At 64.0% G+C, this 18337-nt stretch carries 17 protein-coding genes; 8 read left to right on the top strand and 9 right to left on the bottom strand.

Features of this window, described 5'->3' with window-relative positions; genetic code table 11:
• Positions 1-3: 3 nt before the first annotated feature.
• From argC to NLM31_RS21495, 3 genes are all read right to left on the bottom strand, one after another.
• Positions 4-1053 (bottom strand): N-acetyl-gamma-glutamyl-phosphate reductase, encoded by a 1050-nt coding sequence (gene argC / locus NLM31_RS21505; protein ID WP_254193561.1) that lies wholly within the window; start codon positions 1051-1053, stop codon positions 4-6.
• The gene (locus NLM31_RS21500) at positions 1053-1736 is read right to left on the bottom strand and encodes an FMN-binding negative transcriptional regulator (protein WP_254193560.1); all 684 of its coding nucleotides are present in this window, start codon (positions 1734-1736) and stop codon (positions 1053-1055) included. Before NLM31_RS21500 ends, argC begins: the two co-directional genes overlap by 1 nt.
• A 225-nt stretch (positions 1737-1961) precedes the next feature.
• Positions 1962-2492: a DedA family protein gene (locus NLM31_RS21495; RefSeq protein WP_254193559.1), complete on the bottom strand. Its 531-nt coding sequence runs from the start codon at positions 2490-2492 to the stop codon at positions 1962-1964.
• Between the two features lie 274 nt (positions 2493-2766).
• Here NLM31_RS21495 and parE point away from each other — a divergent pair, with 274 nt between their 5' ends.
• Both parE and NLM31_RS21485 read left to right on the top strand, forming a co-directional pair.
• Positions 2767-4815: a DNA topoisomerase IV subunit B gene (parE, locus tag NLM31_RS21490; RefSeq protein ID WP_254193558.1), complete on the top strand. Its 2049-nt coding sequence runs from the start codon at positions 2767-2769 to the stop codon at positions 4813-4815.
• A 428-nt stretch (positions 4816-5243) separates the two neighbouring features.
• Positions 5244-6029, top strand: coding sequence for an outer membrane protein (locus tag NLM31_RS21485; RefSeq protein WP_254193557.1), 786 nt, complete (start codon positions 5244-5246; stop codon positions 6027-6029).
• A 78-nt stretch (positions 6030-6107) separates the two neighbouring features.
• Here the strand turns inward: NLM31_RS21485 and NLM31_RS21480 are convergent, their stop codons facing one another.
• Positions 6108-6746: a hypothetical protein gene (locus NLM31_RS21480; RefSeq protein WP_254193556.1), complete on the bottom strand. Its 639-nt coding sequence runs from the start codon at positions 6744-6746 to the stop codon at positions 6108-6110.
• Positions 6747-6884: 138 nt separating this feature from the next.
• Here NLM31_RS21480 and NLM31_RS21475 point away from each other — a divergent pair, with 138 nt between their 5' ends.
• Together NLM31_RS21475 and NLM31_RS21470 are read left to right on the top strand one after the other, a co-directional pair.
• The gene (locus NLM31_RS21475) at positions 6885-7070 is read left to right on the top strand and encodes a hypothetical protein (protein ID WP_254193555.1); all 186 of its coding nucleotides are present in this window, start codon (positions 6885-6887) and stop codon (positions 7068-7070) included.
• A gap of 21 nt (positions 7071-7091) precedes the next feature.
• Positions 7092-7862, top strand: coding sequence for an SDR family NAD(P)-dependent oxidoreductase (locus tag NLM31_RS21470; RefSeq protein WP_254131241.1), 771 nt, complete (start codon positions 7092-7094; stop codon positions 7860-7862).
• A 72-nt stretch (positions 7863-7934) separates the two neighbouring features.
• On the opposite strand, the gene NLM31_RS21465 is transcribed toward NLM31_RS21470, so the two are convergent.
• The 4 genes from NLM31_RS21465 to NLM31_RS21450 form a co-directional block, all read right to left on the bottom strand.
• Entirely contained in the window at positions 7935-8750 is an 816-nt protein-coding gene (locus tag NLM31_RS21465) for an outer membrane protein (RefSeq protein ID WP_254131240.1), read from the bottom strand.
• Positions 8751-9081: 331 nt separating this feature from the next.
• Positions 9082-9852: an outer membrane protein gene (locus NLM31_RS21460; RefSeq protein ID WP_254131239.1), complete on the bottom strand. Its 771-nt coding sequence runs from the start codon at positions 9850-9852 to the stop codon at positions 9082-9084.
• Positions 9853-10031: 179 nt separating this feature from the next.
• Positions 10032-11285: an FAD-dependent oxidoreductase gene (locus NLM31_RS21455; protein WP_254193554.1), complete on the bottom strand. Its 1254-nt coding sequence runs from the start codon at positions 11283-11285 to the stop codon at positions 10032-10034.
• 79 nt (positions 11286-11364) lie between these two features.
• Complete coding sequence (locus NLM31_RS21450; RefSeq protein WP_254193553.1) at positions 11365-12879, bottom strand: caspase family protein; 1515 nt, start codon at positions 12877-12879, stop codon at positions 11365-11367.
• A 192-nt stretch (positions 12880-13071) separates the two neighbouring features.
• Between NLM31_RS21450 and NLM31_RS21445 the strand changes: the two genes are divergently transcribed.
• The 4 genes from NLM31_RS21445 to fabA all read left to right on the top strand — a co-directional run bounded on the left by NLM31_RS21445 (position 13072) and on the right by fabA (position 17809).
• The gene (locus tag NLM31_RS21445; protein ID WP_254193552.1) at positions 13072-14034 is read left to right on the top strand and encodes a helix-turn-helix transcriptional regulator; all 963 of its coding nucleotides are present in this window, start codon (positions 13072-13074) and stop codon (positions 14032-14034) included.
• A gap of 282 nt (positions 14035-14316) precedes the next feature.
• Positions 14317-15861 carry a DEAD/DEAH box helicase gene (locus NLM31_RS21440; RefSeq protein ID WP_254131235.1) on the top strand — a complete coding sequence of 515 codons (1545 nt, stop codon included), beginning with the start codon at positions 14317-14319 and terminating at the stop codon, positions 15859-15861.
• 128 nt (positions 15862-15989) lie between these two features.
• A complete protein-coding gene (locus NLM31_RS21435) occupies positions 15990-17060 on the top strand; it encodes a GGDEF domain-containing protein (protein WP_254131234.1) in 1071 nt (356 codons plus the stop codon).
• Positions 17061-17278: 218 nt separating this feature from the next.
• Positions 17279-17809: a bifunctional 3-hydroxydecanoyl-ACP dehydratase/trans-2-decenoyl-ACP isomerase gene (gene fabA / locus NLM31_RS21430; RefSeq protein ID WP_254193551.1), complete on the top strand. Its 531-nt coding sequence runs from the start codon at positions 17279-17281 to the stop codon at positions 17807-17809.
• A 46-nt stretch (positions 17810-17855) separates the two neighbouring features.
• On the opposite strand, the gene NLM31_RS21425 is transcribed toward fabA, so the two are convergent.
• Positions 17856-18296, bottom strand: a complete 441-nt coding sequence (locus tag NLM31_RS21425; protein ID WP_254193550.1) for a TfoX/Sxy family protein — start codon at positions 18294-18296, stop codon at positions 17856-17858.
• Between the last annotated feature and the right edge of the window lie 41 nt (positions 18297-18337).

Raw genomic sequence — 18337 nt, 5'->3', positions numbered from 1 at the left:
GCCTTATGGAAACAGCGCGATCTGCTCAAGCCCTGCGGTCTCAGGAAATCCGAACATCAGGTTCATGTTCTGGATCGCCTGACCGGCCGAGCCCTTCACCAGATTGTCGAGCGTCGAAAGCACGATCGCCCGATCCTTGATGCGGTCGGCAACGACGCCGATCTGGACATAGTTGGAGCCGCGCACGTTCTGCGTCTGTGGCAGCACGCCCTTTGGGGCGACATGCACGAACGGCTCGTTCGCGTACGCATTCTGCAGCGCCGCCCGCAAATCGTCGGGCGTTGCACCGTTGAGCTTGACGTAGGAGGTACAGAATTCGCCCCGCGCCATCGGAATCAGATGCGGCGTGAAATTCACCGTCACCGCCGAGCCCGCAGCAAGGCTGATCTCCTGCTCGATTTCAGGCGCATGCCGGTGCGTGCCGACCGAATAGGGCGACAGCCCCTCGCCCGCTTCGCTGAACAGCGTGTTCTGCTTCAGCCCGCGACCGGCTCCGGTGAGGCCCGATTTCGCGTCAATGATGATGTCATCAACGTCGATCAGCCTGGCCTTCGCCAGCGGAACCAACGCCAGCAACGCCGCGGTCGGATAACAGCCGGGACAGGCGACCAGCCGTGCCGAAGCGATCTTCTCCCGGTAGAATTCGGTCAACCCATAGACCGCTTCACCTTGCAGTTCGAGCGCGCGGTGCTCATGGCCGTACCACTGCGCGTAGGTGTCCTTGTTGCGCGGGCGAAAATCCGCGGACATATCGAGGATCCTGATCTTCGGATTGGCCTTGAGCACGGCCGCGATGATCTCTTGCGTGGTGCCGTGCGGCAGCCCGCAGAGCACTGCGTCGAGCTTGGTCCAGTCGACCTTCTGCCACTCCACGAGCCTTGGCAGCTCGAGCATGAAGAAGTGCGGAAACACTTCACTCATGGCCTTGCCGGCATGGGTGTTGGCGGTGAGCGCGGTGATCTCGGCATTCGGGTGCCGTGCCAGCAGGCGCACCGCGTCGGCTCCGGTGTAACCGGACGCGCCGAGAATACCGATCTTCTTCTTCGTGCTCATCACACGCCCCCTTCAGGCGCAAGCGCTTGTTGTGCTTGTATCGCATCTGTTGCGAAGGCCAACGGTCTCGCTTCGCGCATCAGGCTTGCGATCGCGCGCGAGTCCGCATCCGCCTGCGAGCCCAGCGCATCGGCGATCGCCATATAGTCGGCATCGGACTTGTGCTGGTTGAGCTTGAAGCTGCCTTCGACCTCTTCGACCATCATCACCAGACCCACGATCCCCTTCTTCATCGTCTCGAGCCGGCCCGCCGTCATCTTGGCCGACGTCCACGGCTTCTTTGGCATCAGCCAGTTCTCGAAGATGTCGCTGAGCGTGTCGATCTGCAGCGCCAACTCATCGTCCGACAACAGCCTGACAGCTCCGCTCAAATGCACCGACTGGTAGAGCCAGGTCGGCACCTGATCCGGCGAGACGTACCAGTCGGGCGATACGTAGGCATCGGGGCCGTTGACCGCGAGCAGCCAGGACGTCGCGCCATCCGCAAGCTTTACCAGCGGATTGTGACGGGCGACATGAAAGGCGGCCTGCGGCGTGCCGTCGGCGGAATAGGTTAGATAGAACGGCAGCGGCGACGCGATCGGCTTTTGGCCATCGAAGGCGCAGATGGTGCCGAAACCGCGCTCGCCTGCGAATTTCAGGCTCGTGGCGCGGTCCGGCTTGAAAAAGGGTGGCGTGTACATCGTGGTCTCCTGCTGGGCCTCCTTGGGGGCCGCCGGATCAGATCGCGCTGACAGGAGAGAGAATGCCGCGGATCGGATCCAGCGGCAAAGACGATGATCTCAAACGCGATCGACCGCCCAAACCGCTAAAGAGCGGCGGCGGCGACGGGCGAACAGGATGGTCGCGGCGTTGATCATGGCGCGCGGCTATAGGGCGAGATGCGGTTTCCGTCAAGGTTCGCGGCGTCAGATCACCCGCCAGAGCCATTCCATGATCTTCGCGATCACGTCGCCGAACAGCAGGAGTGCCGCCGACCAGACCAGCGCCGAGACGAAATTGGCGGCCTGGAAGCTCCAGTACGGCATTTCGAAAATGCCGGCGGCGAGCGGCACGGAGGCGCGCAAGGGGCCGAAGAAGCGGCCGATGAAGATGCTGGGCACGCCCCAGGTGCGCACGAAGGCCTCGCCCTTGGGCAGAAGTTCCGGATAGCGCGAGAGCGGCCACATCTGTGCGACCCGCTCCTTGTAACGAAAGCCGAACCAGTAGGAGACCCAGTCGCCCAGCGCGGCACCAATGCCTCCGGCGATCCAGACCGGATAAAAGCTGATGCCGCTCACCCCGATCAGGGCGCCGATGGCGACCAGCGCGCCCCAGGCCGGGATCAGCAGCGAGATGAAGGCCAGCGATTCCCCGAACGCCAGCAGGAACACGATCGGAGCAGCCCAAGCCTGGTGATGGCGCACGAAATCGGCCAGTGCGTGCGCGTACTGCTCCATTCCAGAATAGCCTTCCCGCCCCGCCTCGAGGTCCTGTCAGATGGAAAAGACTGGTAAGCCAAGGGGTTGTGTGACATCAAGTCACAAAAACCGGCTATGGCCGGACAGCAGCGTCAAATTGCCGGGACTTGGTTGGCTTGCGGCGTAAAATCGCCGGCATTAGCTCCCACCCACAGCGTCCGGCCGGCGCTGCGGTAACCTTTCGGGGCCAGAAGTGGCATAGTCGGCCTAACCGATTCGCCGCTTCTGCGGCCCTCAAAACGCATCAAGATATATGTCCAAGCAGTTGAAAACAAAAAGCAAAGACGATTTGTTCGACGGCAATGAGCCGAAGGGACGCGCGACTGCCGCGAAGGCAGCGCCACGCGCGAGCGGTGGCGAGGCCGATTACACGGCCGCCGACATCGAGGTGCTCGAGGGCCTGGAACCGGTCCGGCGCCGGCCCGGCATGTATATCGGCGGCACCGACGAGAAGGCGCTGCACCACCTGTTCGCCGAAGTCATCGACAACTCGATGGACGAGGCGCTGGCGGGACACGCAACATTCATCGGCGTCGAGCTTTCGGCAGACGGCTTCCTCACCGTCACCGACAATGGTCGCGGCATCCCGATCGATCCGCATCCGAAGTTCCCGAAGAAGTCGGCGCTTGAAGTCATCATGTGCACGCTGCATTCGGGCGGCAAGTTCGACAGCAAGGTCTACGAGACCTCGGGCGGTCTGCACGGCGTCGGCATCTCCGTCGTGAACGCCCTCTCCTCGCGGCTCGAGGTCGAAGTCGCGCGCAGCCAGAAGCTCTACCGCATGAATTTCGAGCGCGGCCACCCCAAGGGCAAGCTCGAGGACCTCGGCAAGGTCAACAACCGCCGCGGCACGCGCGTGCGGTTCAAACCCGACACCGACATCTTCGGCGCCAAGGCCGCGTTCAAGCCGCAGCGCCTGTTCAAGATGACGCGCTCGAAAGCGTATCTGTTCGGCGGCGTCGAAATCCGCTGGAATTGCGCGCCCGAGCTGCTCAAGGGCGTCGAGGACGTGCCGGCGGAAGCGACCTTCCACTTCCCCGGCGGCCTCAAGGATTATCTGGCCGCGGCGATCCACGCCGACACGCTGGTGCATCCCGACATCTTCTCCGGCAAGTCGGGCCGCAACGGCGCACATGGCGCCTGCGAATGGGCCGTTGCGTGGACCGCGGATGCGGACGGCTTCCTCTCCTCCTACACCAACACCGTGCCGACGCCCGATGGCGGCACGCACGAATCCGGCCTGCGCAGCGCGCTGCTGCGCGGCCTGAAGGATCACGCCGAGCGCGTCGGCCAGGGCAAGCGTGCCTCGTCCATCACCTCGGAAGACGTGATGGTTGGCGCCGCCGTGATGCTGTCGGTGTTCGTGCGCGAGCCTGAATTCCAGGGCCAAACCAAGGATCGTCTGGCTACTGCGGAAGCGCAGCGGATCGTCGAACAGGCGATGAAGGATCCGTTCGACCATTGGCTGTCGGGCAATCCGAACATGGCCAACCGGCTGCTCGACTTCGTGATCGACCGCGCTGAAGAGCGGCTGCGCCGTCGTCAGGAAAAGGAGACGGCGCGCAAGACCGCCGGCAAGAAGCTGCGCCTGCCCGGCAAGCTCGCCGACTGCACCGACGCCGGCACCGAAGGCTCCGAGCTTTTCATCGTCGAGGGTGACTCGGCCGGCGGCAGCGCCAAGCAGGCGCGCGATCGCAAGACGCAAGCCGTGCTGCCGTTGCGCGGAAAAATCCTCAACGTCGCCTCCGCAGGCAAGGACAAGCTGACGGCGAACGCCCAGCTCTCCGACCTCGTGCAGGCGATCGGCTGCGGCCAGCTCCTGCAGTATCGCGAAGAGGATCTGCGCTATCAGCGCATCATCATCATGACCGACGCCGACGTCGACGGCGCGCACATCGCTTCGCTGCTGATCACCTTCTTCTACCGGCAGATACCGAAACTGATCGACGAAGGACATCTCTTCCTCGCCGTGCCACCGCTCTACAAGCTGACCCACGGCCAGAAGTCGGTCTACGCGCGCGACGACAAGCACAAGGAAGAGCTGATCAAGAGCGCGTTCAACGCCAACGCCAAGGTCGAGGTGAATCGCTTCAAAGGCCTCGGCGAGATGATGCCGGCGCAGCTCAAGGAAACCACCATGGATCCGGTCAAGCGGACGCTGCTCAAGGTGGTCCTGCTGCCCGACGATCGCGACACCACGGCCGACTCGGTCGAGCGCCTGATGGGCACCAAGGCCGAGGCACGTTTCGCCTTCATCTCCGACAAGGCCGAGTTCGCCAGCGACGAGCTGCTCGACGTCTGAGACGGCGGTTCCCGCTGAAAAGCCCCGGCCGACGCCGGGGCTTTTTCATTTGCGGAGACGGTGCAGCCCCTCGCCGACGATCGATCCGCGGGATTCGCATCCTCCAAAGCGCGACTCGGCCAGCGACTCACAGTGGCCCGACGGCAAGCCAAGGGCTGAGGCAGGATTGCCTCCGTTTCGGACAAAGGCGAATTCCTAACGAAAACCTACCGAAACGGGAGACGCCGAAATTCGCGTAATGAATTGAAACTACATGGTTTTTCTGAAACCGAGCAAGACCGCCCCTAGACCCGGCTGGCGGGCGTTTTCCGGCAACTGTGCCTGCCCTGCAACAGCATTTCGGAGAGAACCGTCTATAGTCCGGGCATCAGATCACACGGACTTCAGAGCGCTCGCGCCTGCTACGGACCAAGGTTGGGGATTTTATCATGAAGAAGATTGCACTCGCACTGACCGCGGTCGCGGCGATGACCGGTTCGGCCTCGGCGGCCGACCTTGCTGCCCGTCCCTACGTCAAGGCCCCGGTGGTTGCCCCGGTTGCCAGCTGGACCGGCTTCTACGTGTTCGGCGGTGGCGGCGGCGGTCTCTCGAACTCCGACCAGTCCGTCCAGTCGACCGTCGGCGCTGTTCCGCTGACCATCACCCAGCGTCAGGGTGGTTCGGGTTGGTTCGGCACCGTCGGCGCCGGCTACGACTGGCAGTTCAGCGGCACCTGGGTCGCCGGCGTGTTCGCTGACGGTCAGTTCGGCAGCATCCGCTCCACCGTGCAGGATCCGCTCCTCGGCCTCACTGGCAGCCAGAAGCTGGAAGACTCTTGGGCCGCTGGTGTGCGCCTCGGCTGGCTGGTCGCTCCGAACGTTCTCTCCTACGTCAACGGCGGTTACTCCGGCGCTCACTTCGGCAGCACCAACTTCACGACCCTGGCTGGCGGCGCGAGCGGCGTTCACCTGAACGGCTACAACCGCAACGGCTTCTTCGTCGGCGGCGGCGTCGAGAACAGCCTGAACATCTTCGGCATCTCCTCCCCCGGCTGGTTCATGAAGACCGAGTACCGTTCGGCCTTCTACAACGCCAAGACCCAGGACGAGATCTCGAACGTCACCAACCTGCCGACCGGCGTCAACAGCATCCGCGCCAACAGCTGGAACCAGACGATCTCGACCTCGCTGGTCTACCGCTTCAACTGGACCGGCCCGGTCGTCGCCAAGTACTGAGCCGAAAAGTACTGAGCTGAACTTCACTTCAGACGTCAAAGCCCCGGCATCGCCGGGGCTTTTTCGTTTTGAGGCCATTTAGCGTGCGACACTCGCCTTCAGCGACCGGTAGGCGCCGACCAGCTGGGTTTCGATGGCGGCCCAGTCGGTGTCGGTAATCCCCTCACCGCGCGCATCGCGGTAAGCCATCGCTTCGGCCCGCGCGACGCCGAACCGCCTGATCCCGGCATCCTCCGCGCTGCCGCCGTACGTCAGCGCCGTCACGCGCGCGATGGTCAGGCCATAGTCCTGCGGACCGACCGCCTCGCGGCGCGCCTGCCACCAGTCGAGCTCCAGGCGCGCGGCCTCCTCCACCTCGAACGCCACGGGCGCGGCCGTTGCGACCTCGCGGTAGTACGCCACGAGTGCCGGCAGGGCTCCATCGGCCTCCCGGCGTGACCGGGTCGGCTGGAACGCCCGGGCCGCCTCGGCAGCGCTCAGCGCGACATGCAGGCTCCTGAACGGCGAGAAGCCGAACTGCGTCCGTGTGGACTCATAGAGATGGTAGAACAGCGCGACATAGCGCTTGTCGTAATAGTCGCGCCACATCGCCGTCTCGAGACGCGCCATTTCGGCCGGATCGAACGCCCGCAGATCCGCGTGCCGCGGAATGGCGGCATAGGCCGCGACAAGGACGGCTGCAGCAGCGACGCCCAGAATGGTCTTGCGCACGGACATGCATCCTTCCCGCGGCCCTGCGTCCGCGGCCATTGTATCTGAACCGAAGCTACGGCTAGTCTTGCGGGAAGTTTTCGCGACTGTCGGCGATCGTTTTGCCGTGGGTCGCGACAGAAGCAGTCGAATGGGGAGGAATGCATGCGCAGATTTCTGCTGATGGCAGGCCTGTTTGCCCTCGCCGTCGGGCTGCTCTGGATCGGACAAGGCACGGGCACGGTCGCCTGGCCCCGATCGAGCTTCATGGTCAACCAGCTGCAATGGGCCGGCTATGGCGCCGCCATGGCAGGCTTCGGGCTGGTGCTGGTCTGGCAAAGCAACCAATAGAAGAAACCAGGAAGTGAAAGCATGACATCCAACCGGTTCGATCTCCGCGGCAAGGTCGCGATCGTCACAGGGGGCAATGGCGGCATCGGGCTCGGCCTCGCGCACGGGCTTGCGGACGCCGGCGCCGATATTGCCGTGGTCGGACGCAATGAAACCAAGTCGGCTGCAGCCGTTGCCGATCTCAAGGCGCGCGGCGTCAAGGCGATTTCCGTTACCACCGACGTGACCGACAAAGCCGCGGTCGCCGCGATGATCGACCGCGTCGTCAAGGATCTCGGCCGCATCGACATCCTGATCAACAACGCCGGCATGAGCATCCGCAAGCCGCCGCATGAGCTCGAGCTCGACGAGTGGAACAAGGTGATCGACACCAACCTCACCAGCGCCTTCGTCTGCTCGAAGCTGGCCTATCCGGCGCTGAAGGCGTCAGGCAACGGCAAGGTGATCAATATCGGCTCGATGATGTCGATCTTCGGCGCGAGCTTCGCGACCGCCTATGCGGCGAGCAAGGGCGGCATCGTGCAATACACGCGCGCCTGCGCCAACGCCTGGGCGCCGGACAACATCCAAGTCAATGCCATCCTGCCGGGCTGGATCGACACCGATCTTACCCGCGGCGCGCGGAAGCAGGTGTCGGGCCTGCACGAGCGCGTGCTGGCGCGTACGCCTGCGGGGCGCTGGGGCGATATCGACGACTTCGCCGGCATCGCGGTGTTCCTCGCCTCATCAGCCTCGAACTTCGTCACGGGCACCGCGATCCCCGTCGACGGCGGCTTCTCGGTGATGGCGTAAGCCAACTAACGGATCATGAAAAAAGCCCCGGCTCGCGCCGGGGCTTTGCATCAAGTCATCCGCGGGAGAAACTCAGTATTTCGCGACGACAGCCGTGGAACCGAAGCGGTAGTTCACGCCGACGCGCACCGCATCAACCACATGATTGAAACGATAGGTCGCCGAGTCGGTGGGGAAGTTGACCGGATCGAACATCGTCACGTTCGATCGACCGAGATCCACGTGCAGATATTCTCCCCTAACCGTCCAATTGGGCGCGAAGCCCCACTCCACACCGGCGCCAGCAGCCCACCCGACCCGGGTGCTGCTGTCGCTGCCTGCGAAATTGCCGGAAGTCGCAGGCGTGAAGACATTGGTGACACTGGTCCTGACGCCACCGTAGGCAAGGCCACCCGTTGCGTAGAAGAGAACCGGACCAGTCGTGACACCAACGCGACCACGGAGAGTGCCGAACCAATCGATATGGTCGCGGCCGGTTGAAACGCTCGGAACGATGCCTCCGCCCCCCGGGAAAATCACCGTCGAGGTGCGACCGATATCCGCGCCTTGGATGTCGGTTTCCACGCCAACCAGCCAGTTGGCCATCTGCCAGTTGTAGCCGACCTGCCCACCACCAAAACCACCTTCGTGCTTGGCACCGAGGAAGCTCGGGGTGCCCCCCGCAGTCACCGCTCCCGTAAAGGGCGGCGTGAACGCGACCAAGCTTCCTGTGGACGTGGTGTCAAATGCCCAGCCACCGTTTACGCCGGCATACCAGCCGGTCCAGCTGTAGATCGGTGCAGGCGGTGGCAGAGCCTTCACGGCCATATCGGCTGCGGAAGCAGCGCCCATGGTGGCAATTGAGAGCAGCGAAGCAGTGGCGAACGCCCATCCGAAATATCTCTTCATAACCAAATCCCCAATGCGCAAAAATAATCAGATCAACATTTATGGACAGCTGTTCACTCAAACCCAGCCCAAATGTCGTACCCGCCTGGTTTCTCGGCCATTTCGCTTCGGGGCGTTGCCCTCCTGCTACATAAATATGGAAGCGATCCTTCCCTACTGCGGGTTTGTGCACAGCCAAACGGCCATATTCCGCAGGCAGCGGCGTCGCCTGCCCGCACTCCCGTTGGGTGCGACTCGCGCAAAAAAAGCCCCGGCCGAAGCCGGGGCTTTGAATTTTTGGCAGTGATCGTTTCTTGTCTTCCTAATCGTTCGTTGCGTCGAACTTCGTTGCTCAGTAGCGGGCGATGACGGGGGCGTCGAACTTGTAGCTGGCGCGGACGACGGCCCACTGAATGTCACGCGGCTTGGCATCGAAGGTGTAGTTCCCCGAGGTGCCGCCGAGCTGATAGGTCTGGCTGCCGAAGGCCGCGTAGTTGTACTCGAGGCCGACGATCCAGTTGCGGGTGATGCCGTATTCCCAGCCGGCGCCCACGGTCCAGCCGTTGGCCCAGTGGGTCTGACCGCCCGAACCCGTCGCCGGGCCGACCGTGTCGCTCACCGACAGGCGGTTGTTGACGCCGGCATAGCCGCCCTTGATGTAGAACAGGTTGTTCTGAACCGCGAAGCCGGCGCGACCGACGACGGTCGCAAGCACGTTCGCACGCCAGGTGAAGACGTCGTCGCCCGCGCCGAACGCGGTGTTCACGACGGTGCCCTTGTTGTCGAGGCCGGAGATCGTGCCTTCCATGCCGAACACGTAGTTGTTGGCCTGCCAGTTGTAGCCGATCTGGGCGCCGCCCATGATGCCGGTACCGCGCTGACGATAGCCCTGGCCCGGCGTCAGATCGCCGAACGGCGCGCCGACGCCATTGTTGATGAACTGCTCATTGGTCCAGGCGCCACCGATGTGGCCGCCGACATAGAAGCCGGTCCAGTTGAACAGAGGTTCGATATAGGCGGGCGCCTTGGTGTAAGGACGCGCGGCGAGATCGGCGGCGGAAGCGGCGCCGGTCGAAACCAGAGCGGTCGTGCAGGCGAAGGCGGCAATCAATTTGTTACGCATGGTACATCCCGTGTCCTTTGACGGATGCACGCTCACACGCAGTTCTTACTCAAATTTGAATCAAGAAAGTTAAGACGCCGGATTGGCACTTCGCCCTCTTTGAATCCGGATGCGCTGTTGCAGGCACGCAACGCAAAGTGCGCGATTTAACGCGGCATTATCCCTACCAAATTCCTGCGTTACGACGCTGGCGCTGCCTTCGATCGCACATGCTCGGGCCGCACGCCGATCGCAAGGAAGCGCGCCGGAATCCCCTGAAGCCATGGCCATGCGGAGATCAGACGCAGCGGCAACGGCACCGTGAGCGGACGATCGCCGCCCTGAAGCGCGCCGCTGATGATGTGGTTCTGCACGATCACCTGCATCGCCTGCGTCATCTTCACAGGGAACGCGCGGCGGCGCCGCACGGCATCGAGCGCATCTTCCGATGGGCAGCCGCGCGTCAGGTCATCCGCGAGCAAATTGGCGGTCGCGACCGCATCCTGCACGGCAAGATTGACGCCGACGCCGCCCACCGGCGACATCGCATGCGCGGCGTCGCCGATGCAGAGCAGGCCCGGCCGCGCCCAGCGGCTCAGACGATTGATCGCGACAGTGAGAAGCTTGACGTCGTCAAAACTCTTCACATCGGCGACGCCCTGTCTGAGGACCGGTGCCATGCGAACGACGTCGTCGAGCAGCGCCTGCAATCCCCTCGCCTTCACCGCATCGTATTGTCCCTTGGCGATGACATAGGCGCACTGCCAGTAATCGCCGCGATCGAACGTGACCATCATCTTGCCGGGCTCGATCCGCGCAAAGAGGTTTTCGGTCTCGTCCGGCTTGCGGCCGGCGCGGAACCAGAGCACGTCCATCGGCGCGCCGATCTCCTCGACGCTGAGGCCCGCGCGCTCGCGCACCGTCGAATGCCGGCCGTCGCAGGCGATGGTGAGATCCGCCTCGATGTCTACGATGCCGTCGGGCGTCCTGGCGCGCACGCCGGCGATGGCATCGCCGCGGCGGATCAGGTCGACCGCCTCGGTGTTCATCAGCACCTCGAGCGAGGTGAAGCGCTTGCCCGCCTCGCGCAGGAAGTTGAGAAAATCCCACTGCGGCATGAAAGCGATGAACGGGTACTTCGTATTCAACCGGCGGAGATCGGCGATCCGCACCTTGGTGCCGCCGAACAGGCCGTCCATCGTCTGCAGGCGTTGATGCGGCAGCTTGAGGAAACCGTCGATCAGGCCGAGCTCGTCCATCACCTGAAGCGTCGAGGGATGCACGGTGTCGCCGCGAAAGTCGCGGAAGAAATCGGCGTGCTTCTCCAGCACAACGACATCGACGCCGGCACGACCGAGGAGATAGCCGAGCATCATGCCGGCCGGTCCGCCGCCGACGATGCAGCAGCGGACTTTTCGGACGCGCGCAGGTTCATCTTGTGTGACTGCTTCCATGACCCGACTCTCGCTGCTGCAATCGCTCAATCGATTGTAGCGCCAGCGGGCGTCGGGAGCATGTTCAATCTGCAACCGCTCAATTGTTGCTGCGGTTGGCCGTGCGGAAGCTTTTGACCTCGGACACGCTGCCGTCGCGGTAGGTCAATTCGACGGACATGAACTGCGTCGCGGGTGGCAGCTTTTCATAAAGCAGCATGCCGGCGGTGATTGCGGAGGGGTCTCTGAGATCGCAAGGCGGCATCTTCAGCACCTTGTCCGGTACCGCCGTGTCGATGCCGATCCGCACTTCGCGGATCGCACAACGGTACGAGACGAGATGCGTGTAATAGACCAGCAGCCCGTTGAACTGGCGGAACGACAGCCAGCTCGTCGCGGTCATGTCGAGGATCTTGCGTTGATCGCGGACCAGCGCCGCTTCGGGATCGAACTTGATCGGGAACGGGCCCTGCATGTCGCCGGAAGCATCGACATAACGGACCTCGATGGTGCCGGCCTGCGCGTCCGGGGGCAGCTCGATCGACGGGTTCGGCATCCGCTTGCGCGTGCGCGGATCGAGCGTGTCCATGAAGCCGGTCTCGCGGAAATCACCGTTGCCGGCCATGCGCCAGGACACACCGAGAGTGGGATCGGCGAAGGAGAACGTCACGCTCCAGCCGCCATTGTGCCGGGAGAAGCTTGCGATCGGCGCGTTGGTGGTCTCCTCCTTCGGCACGCGCGGCACCGAGACCGGCGGCAGCGCCGCGACTTTCTGCGGCGGTGGATCGGCCGGCCGGGCGGCAGCATCCTTCGCGGTGCCGCTGAGGAAGACGTCATCGACCATCTGATCGAAATAGACCGGCACCTGCCTGTGCTTCACGGTATCGGCCATCTCGCTGACGAGACGGCGGGTGCGCTGCGCCACCTGCACCAGGTTCTCGCCGGGCTGCAGCAGCTCCTTGGCGAAGGTGCGCGTGAACACCGAATTGGGATTGGCATCGTCGTTGGAGAGCCGATCGAGCGCGGTCTGCCGCGGGCCCGCCGAGAACACCGAGAACACGCCTTCGGGCAGTTGCACCATCGGCGCCAACCCGCCACCACCGGCGACGGCGCGGTTGCCTGAACGCTCGAACGGATTGTTGCGGCAGGCGTCGAACACCAGGATCGAGGTGCGCGCCTTCTTGTTCTGGAGACGCTCGACGACACGATCGGCGAGAATGGAAGCGTCGCGCACCAGCTCTTCCTGGCCTTCAGTCGCCGCCGGCACATCGGTCGGCAGCAGATAGTTCTGGCCCGCGATCTCGAAACCGTGGCCGGCGTAGAAGAAGAACGCGGTGTCGCCGGGCTCGATCGCCCGGTCGAAGGCAAGCAGCGTCTCGGAGAATTGCTGGCGGTTCTGGTTTTCGGCAACCATCACCTGGAAGCCGAGCTGCTTCAGCGTATCGCCCATGGTGCGGGCATCGTTGACGGCCTTCAGGAGTTTGGGAACGTTCTTGTAGTCGTTGTTGCCGACGACGAGCGCGACACGCTTTTCGGCGTGCGCGGCACTCGCGAAACCGCCAAGGCTCGCGGCCAGGCCAAGCGCTGCCAAAATCCTGAAAACCAGACGCGTCATCGTGATAATCCCGTTGCAGAACGGCTCCCCGTTGGCTCCATGCGGAGCCTTACACCGTTGATGTGATAGTCGGCCCAGCCGTAACGGCGGTTCAACCCGTTCGTCCCTGCAGTTCCATCATCTCGCCTATGGCAGATTCCTGCGGAATCTGCTCTTTCTTAGGCGGAATTCCGTTTGAGACGAGGGGCTGCCGTGTATCGCTGGTGCACTGACGAGGTCGAGCCTCACGACCGGTTCGATTTTTGGCGCGAGGTGCGCTCCAAGGGGCTATTCGGGGTCACGGCGGAGCTCGAGCGCGAACAGCGCGCAGGCTTTTACGGGGAGTTCTCGCTGAGCCAGGTCGGCAATGGCGCCCTTGTGGAGCTGAAGGCCTCGTCCTACGCGGTCGAGCGCAGCCAGGCCGACATCGGCTACGCGCCGGGCGACAGCATCTGCGTCTACCAGCAGCTCGGCGGCGGCGGTTGGTTCGGCGGCATGCGCTCCAGCGATTTCGCGATCGCCAATGGCGCCTTTGCCACCAGCCATACCGACCTGCCCTACCGCACGAGGCCGCTGGGCGATTCCGGTTTCCACCTGCGGATCCTGAAGATCCCCGTCAGCGGCCTTGCGACACAGGACAAGCGCACGCGCGAGCTTGCGCCCAAGGTTTTCAACGATCCCGCGCTCGCACCTCTGCTCGATGCCTGCTTTGCCGACCTCGGCGAGGCGGCCGCCAACGATGGGTCGTCCAGCGCCGTCCCGCTCGTGCAGGCCTTGGGGCATCTGGCGCTGATCGAGCGCGGCATCGTCAGACCGGGCAGCCGACGCGGACAGGCCGCGCTCCGGACCGCCCGCCTCTCGCTGGCGCGGCGCCTAATCGCACGCCATCTGCAAGACCCCGATCTGGCGCCGACGCAGGTGGCCGACCTGCTCGGCGTCTCCGTGCGCCATCTGCACATGCTGTTCGAGGTCGCCGATCGCAGCTTCTCCCAGACCGTGACGGAAGAGCGCCTGAAGCAGAGCCGCCGCTTGATGCGCGAAGCGCCGGAGCGGCTGATCGCCGACATCGCCAGCGCCTGCGGTTTCGAGAGCCTGGCGACCTATTACCGGGTCTTCAACGCCGCCTATGGCATGGCGCCGGGCGATTTCCGGGCCCAGGCCGCAGGGGCGCGTTAACCACCGGGCCGGCTACCCGCATCGAAAAGCCCTGCCGCGCCCGGTATTTGGGCAAAAACATGAGGGTTTTTAGGGCCTTCCCGCGCCTGCTCCATTGACTTTGGCCGATTCCGCCCTATGTTCCGGGTCGACGCGGCTCGGTATCGAAGAGCGATTCCTGAGCTTGGCGCTTTGTTCGCGTGAGTCAGCACCCCCAGCTTCTTTGAGAGCGCGCCGTTTCGGGGTGGAACGCGACAGCCTTTTTACCCTCGATTCCGAACGGCGGTTTCGACCAGAGGCTCAATGTCCTTTTCCAATCTCGGACTCTCCGAAAAAGTCCTCGCCGCAGTGGCGGCCACCGGTTACACCACCCCTACCCCCATTCAGGAACAGGCGATCCCCCACGTCCTCGCACGCAAGGACGTGCTCGGCATCGCCCAGACCGGCACCGGCAAGACCGCGGCCTTCGTGCTGCCGATGCTCACCATCCTCGAAAAGGGTCGCGCCCGCGCACGCATGCCGCGCACGCTGATCCTGGAGCCGACCCGCGAGCTCGCAGCCCAGGTGAAGGAAAACTTCGACCGCTACGGCGCCGGCCAGAAACTCAACGTCGCCCTGCTGATCGGCGGCGTCTCCTTCGGCGACCAGGATGCCAAGCTGATGCGCGGCGTCGACGTGCTGATCGCCACCCCGGGCCGGCTGCTCGACCATACCGAGCGCGGCGGCCTGCTGCTCACCGGCGTCGAGCTGCTCGTCATCGACGAAGCCGACCGCATGCTGGACATGGGCTTCATCCCCGACATCGAGCGCATCTGCAAGCTCGTCCCGTTCACGCGGCAGACCCTGTTCTTCACCGCGACCATGCCGCCGGAAATCCGGCGGATCACCGAAGCCTTCCTGCACAACCCGCAGAAGGTGGAAGTCTCCAAGCCCGCCACCACCGCCGTCACCGTCACGCAGTCGCAAGTGCCTGCCGGGCGCGAGGCGCACGAGAAGCGCGAGCTGCTGCGCCGCCTGCTGCGCGAGGCCAAGGATCTCAAGAACGCGATCATCTTCTGCAATCGCAAGCGCGAAGTCGCGATCGTTCACAAGTCGCTTCAGAAGCACGGTTTCAGCGTCGGCGCGCTACATGGCGACATGGACCAGCCGGCCCGCATGGCCGCGCTCGACCAGTTCCGCAAGGGTGAGCTCCCCCTCCTGGTCGCCTCCGACGTCGCCGCCCGCGGCCTCGACATTCCCGAGGTCAGCCACGTCTTCAATTTCGACGTTCCCCACCACGCCGACGACTACGTTCACCGCATCGGCCGCACCGGCCGCGCCGGTCGCACCGGCACCGCGATCTCGATCGTGACGCCGCTCGACCAGAAGTCGATGGTGGCGATCGAAAAGCTGATCGGCCAGAGCATTCCCCGCGCCGAAGGCGATTACGAGGTGCATGCAGGGTCGGGCGAGCAGAGCGACCGTCCGCGCGAATCGCGCGGCCGCGATCGTGAACGTTCCCGCGGCGGACGCGGCAAGCCGCAGCGCGGTCGCGACCGTGAGCGCAGCCACGAGCCGCGCGAGGCGCGACACGCCTCCGAAGCAACGCCTTCGTCGGATGCAAGACCTGCTGCCGAAGCACGGCCCGCGCGCGAAGCGCGGCCTGCTCGCGAGGCAAGGCCTCCGCGCGAAGCCAGGCAATCCTCTGAGCCGCGTCATGGCGCGCGCCAGCAGGCCAACAATTCGCATGTGCCGTCGATCGGCCGCCCCGAGCCGCGCCGCCAGCGCGAAGCCGATACCGAGCCCGGCGATCACTCGCATCTTCCGGCCTTCCTGCTCCGACCGGTCCGCTCCCCCGCCGGGGCCTGACACCGCGACACACGCGTAAGTTGGACGGTCGCCCGTTTACCGACCGTTCATGATCGTCCGTTAGCCTACGAACATAATTTAAGCATTGCTGCGGTCGCTAGCGCACCGACCGCTGTGGGGTATGTTCTGTGGTCAAGGTTCTCGATGAACACGAACGCACGATGGCGTTCGCCGAGGTGGCGCTCGGTCAGATCCGGTCGCTGAAGCAGACCGCAATCCCCCGCAATTACGAGATCTGGTACGTCTACGCGACCGGCTACAATGCCCCGCTCAACAAGATCATCAACGAGACGCTGGCGCGCAACGGCAAGCTGACCGAAGCCGATCTCGAGCAGATCTACGACACCTATCTCTCCCACATCAAAACGACCGACCGCATCGACAAGGTCGGAGCGCGCGTCATCGGCGAGATCGACGACGTCGTGGAGGTGCTGAGCGAAGCACTCGGAGTGACCAGCTCTTACGACGCGAGCCTGTCGGGCGCGGCGAAGGATCTGTCATTGGCCAAAAAGGCCGATCAGCTCCAATCCATCATCGAATCCCTGCTCCGTTCGACAAGCGACATGCGCGAGAGCAACAAGACGCTCGAAGATCGGCTCATCCTGGCAAAGAACGAGATCAGCAATCTCCAGCAGAGCCTGGAAGCGATCCGCGCCGAGAGCCTGACGGATCCGCTGACGGGTCTCGGCAACCGCAAATATTTCGACCGCATGATCGGCATGGCCGTGCAGAGCGCGCTCGCGAGCGGCGAGCCGCTGTCGCTGCTGCTGTTCGACATCGACCATTTCAAATCGTTCAACGATTCCTACGGCCACCTCACCGGCGACCAGGTGCTCCGGCTCGTCGGCCTGTCCCTGAAGCAGACCATCAAGGGCCAGGACATCACCGCGCGCTACGGCGGCGAGGAATTCGCAGTCGTGCTGCCCAACACCGCGCTGCGCCAGGCTCTCACCGTCGCCGACCATATCCGCCGCGCCGTGATGGCGAAGGAATTGAAGAAGAAGTCGACCGGCGAGATCCTCGGCCGCGTCACCATCTCCGTCGGCGTCTCCATGCTGAAGCAGGGTGACGACACCGAGACGCTGATCGATCGTGCCGACGCCTGCCTCTACGCGGCCAAGCGCAACGGCCGCAACCGTGTGATCTGCGAAGTCGATCCCGAATACGCGGTCGAGACGCACAACCGGGTGGTGGCCTGAGCCGCCTCACCGTCGCTGATGGGCGCGTGCTCGCCGACGAAACCTGCGTCCATGTCGTACGGGATCTGCGCGTCGGCCCTCACCACGTCCGCAGCCTGACATCGCCGCGGCAGTTTCTGTCCGATGGCGCGCTTGACATTGTTCCCGGACGAACGACATCTGAGGCTGTGTCGCCGGTCCCATGCACCTGACCGTGCCCCCATAGAGGTTCTGTCGCCTTGCCAAACCCGCATGATTTTCACACGCCACAACCGTCCTACACCAAGGACGAGCTGCTGAGATCGAGCGAGGGCGGCTATTTCGGCCCGGGCAATGCGCAATTGCCGGCTCCGCCGATGCTGATGATGGACCGCATTACCGAGATCAGCCTGGACGGCGGCGAATTCCGCAAGGACCATATCGTCGGCGAGCTCGACATTGCGCCGGAGCACTGGTTCTTCGATTGTCACTATCGCGGTGACGCGATGATGCCGGGAAGTCTGGGCCTGGATGCGATGTGGCAGATGGTCGGCTACTGGCTCGGCTGGTCGGGCTCACCGGGCAAGGGCCGCGCCATCGGCGTCGGCGAAGTCGAGGTCACGGGCGCCATCACGCCACAGACGCGATCCGTCCGCTACGAGGTCGCCATGCGCATGGTCCGCCGCGGCAAGCTGGTGCTCGGGATTGCCGACGGGCGTGTGGTTGCGGACGGCGCGTGCGTCTTCACCGCGAAGGATATGAGGGTCGGCCTGACCAAGGCCGCAGATTGAGGTCTCGTAGGGTGGGCAAAGGCGCGTAAGCGCCGTGCCCACGATCTTACCCGTGGGCACGCTTCGCTTTGCCCACCCTACGCACCGTTTTCTTGGCTGCCTTCTCGGCCGGTCTCTTCTTCGCAACCGACTTCTTCGATTCCGCAGCTTTCTGCTTCGGCCGCTTCCTGACCTTGGCACGCTGGGCGGCGGCAAGCGCCGCCCTCGCCCACTGCACAAAATCCTCGGAATCATCGAACAGGCGCGCCGGCAGCTCCCAATAGGAGTTCACCAGCACGGTCTTGGCACGGGTGGAATACTGGAACGGTTTTGAGCCTTCGGCTTCGAAGTCGGGGATCGTGATCTCATCGGCCCGGAAGAACAGGCCGGCGCGCAAGGACAGCGCGAAGTTGACCCCGTTGACGGAAATGCCGTGGCCGGAGAACATCTTTCGCACGGTGACGGGACCGAAACTGGAAAACAGGTCGATCAGGAATTCGCGGTCCATGGCCCAACTCTCTCCCCAGCATCGTCCTGGCGAAAGCCAGG

Source organism: Bradyrhizobium sp. CCGUVB4N, from assembly GCF_024199945.1.
GTDB lineage: Bacteria > Pseudomonadota > Alphaproteobacteria > Rhizobiales > Xanthobacteraceae > Bradyrhizobium.
Note: the sequence above shows the minus strand (reverse complement) of the source record. Positions and strands in the feature narration are given on the sequence as shown.

What these genes read in the sequence shown, in the direction of transcription:
- argC (WP_254193561.1), bottom strand. Translation starts at nt 1,053, where the DNA reads ATGAGCACGAAGAAGAAGATCGGTATTCTCGGCGCGTCCGGTTACACC.
- NLM31_RS21500 (WP_254193560.1), bottom strand. Translation starts at nt 1,736, where the DNA reads ATGTACACGCCACCCTTTTTCAAGCCGGACCGCGCCACGAGCCTGAAA.
- NLM31_RS21495 (WP_254193559.1), bottom strand. Translation starts at nt 2,492, where the DNA reads ATGGAGCAGTACGCGCACGCACTGGCCGATTTCGTGCGCCATCACCAG.
- parE (WP_254193558.1), top strand. Translation starts at nt 2,767, where the DNA reads ATGTCCAAGCAGTTGAAAACAAAAAGCAAAGACGATTTGTTCGACGGC.
- NLM31_RS21485 (WP_254193557.1), top strand. Translation starts at nt 5,244, where the DNA reads ATGAAGAAGATTGCACTCGCACTGACCGCGGTCGCGGCGATGACCGGT.
- NLM31_RS21480 (WP_254193556.1), bottom strand. Translation starts at nt 6,746, where the DNA reads ATGTCCGTGCGCAAGACCATTCTGGGCGTCGCTGCTGCAGCCGTCCTT.
- NLM31_RS21475 (WP_254193555.1), top strand. Translation starts at nt 6,885, where the DNA reads ATGCGCAGATTTCTGCTGATGGCAGGCCTGTTTGCCCTCGCCGTCGGG.
- NLM31_RS21470 (WP_254131241.1), top strand. Translation starts at nt 7,092, where the DNA reads ATGACATCCAACCGGTTCGATCTCCGCGGCAAGGTCGCGATCGTCACA.
- NLM31_RS21465 (WP_254131240.1), bottom strand. Translation starts at nt 8,750, where the DNA reads ATGAAGAGATATTTCGGATGGGCGTTCGCCACTGCTTCGCTGCTCTCA.
- NLM31_RS21460 (WP_254131239.1), bottom strand. Translation starts at nt 9,852, where the DNA reads ATGCGTAACAAATTGATTGCCGCCTTCGCCTGCACGACCGCTCTGGTT.
- NLM31_RS21455 (WP_254193554.1), bottom strand. Translation starts at nt 11,285, where the DNA reads ATGGAAGCAGTCACACAAGATGAACCTGCGCGCGTCCGAAAAGTCCGC.
- NLM31_RS21450 (WP_254193553.1), bottom strand. Translation starts at nt 12,879, where the DNA reads ATGACGCGTCTGGTTTTCAGGATTTTGGCAGCGCTTGGCCTGGCCGCG.
- NLM31_RS21440 (WP_254131235.1), top strand. Translation starts at nt 14,317, where the DNA reads ATGTCCTTTTCCAATCTCGGACTCTCCGAAAAAGTCCTCGCCGCAGTG.
- NLM31_RS21425 (WP_254193550.1), bottom strand. Translation starts at nt 18,296, where the DNA reads ATGGACCGCGAATTCCTGATCGACCTGTTTTCCAGTTTCGGTCCCGTC.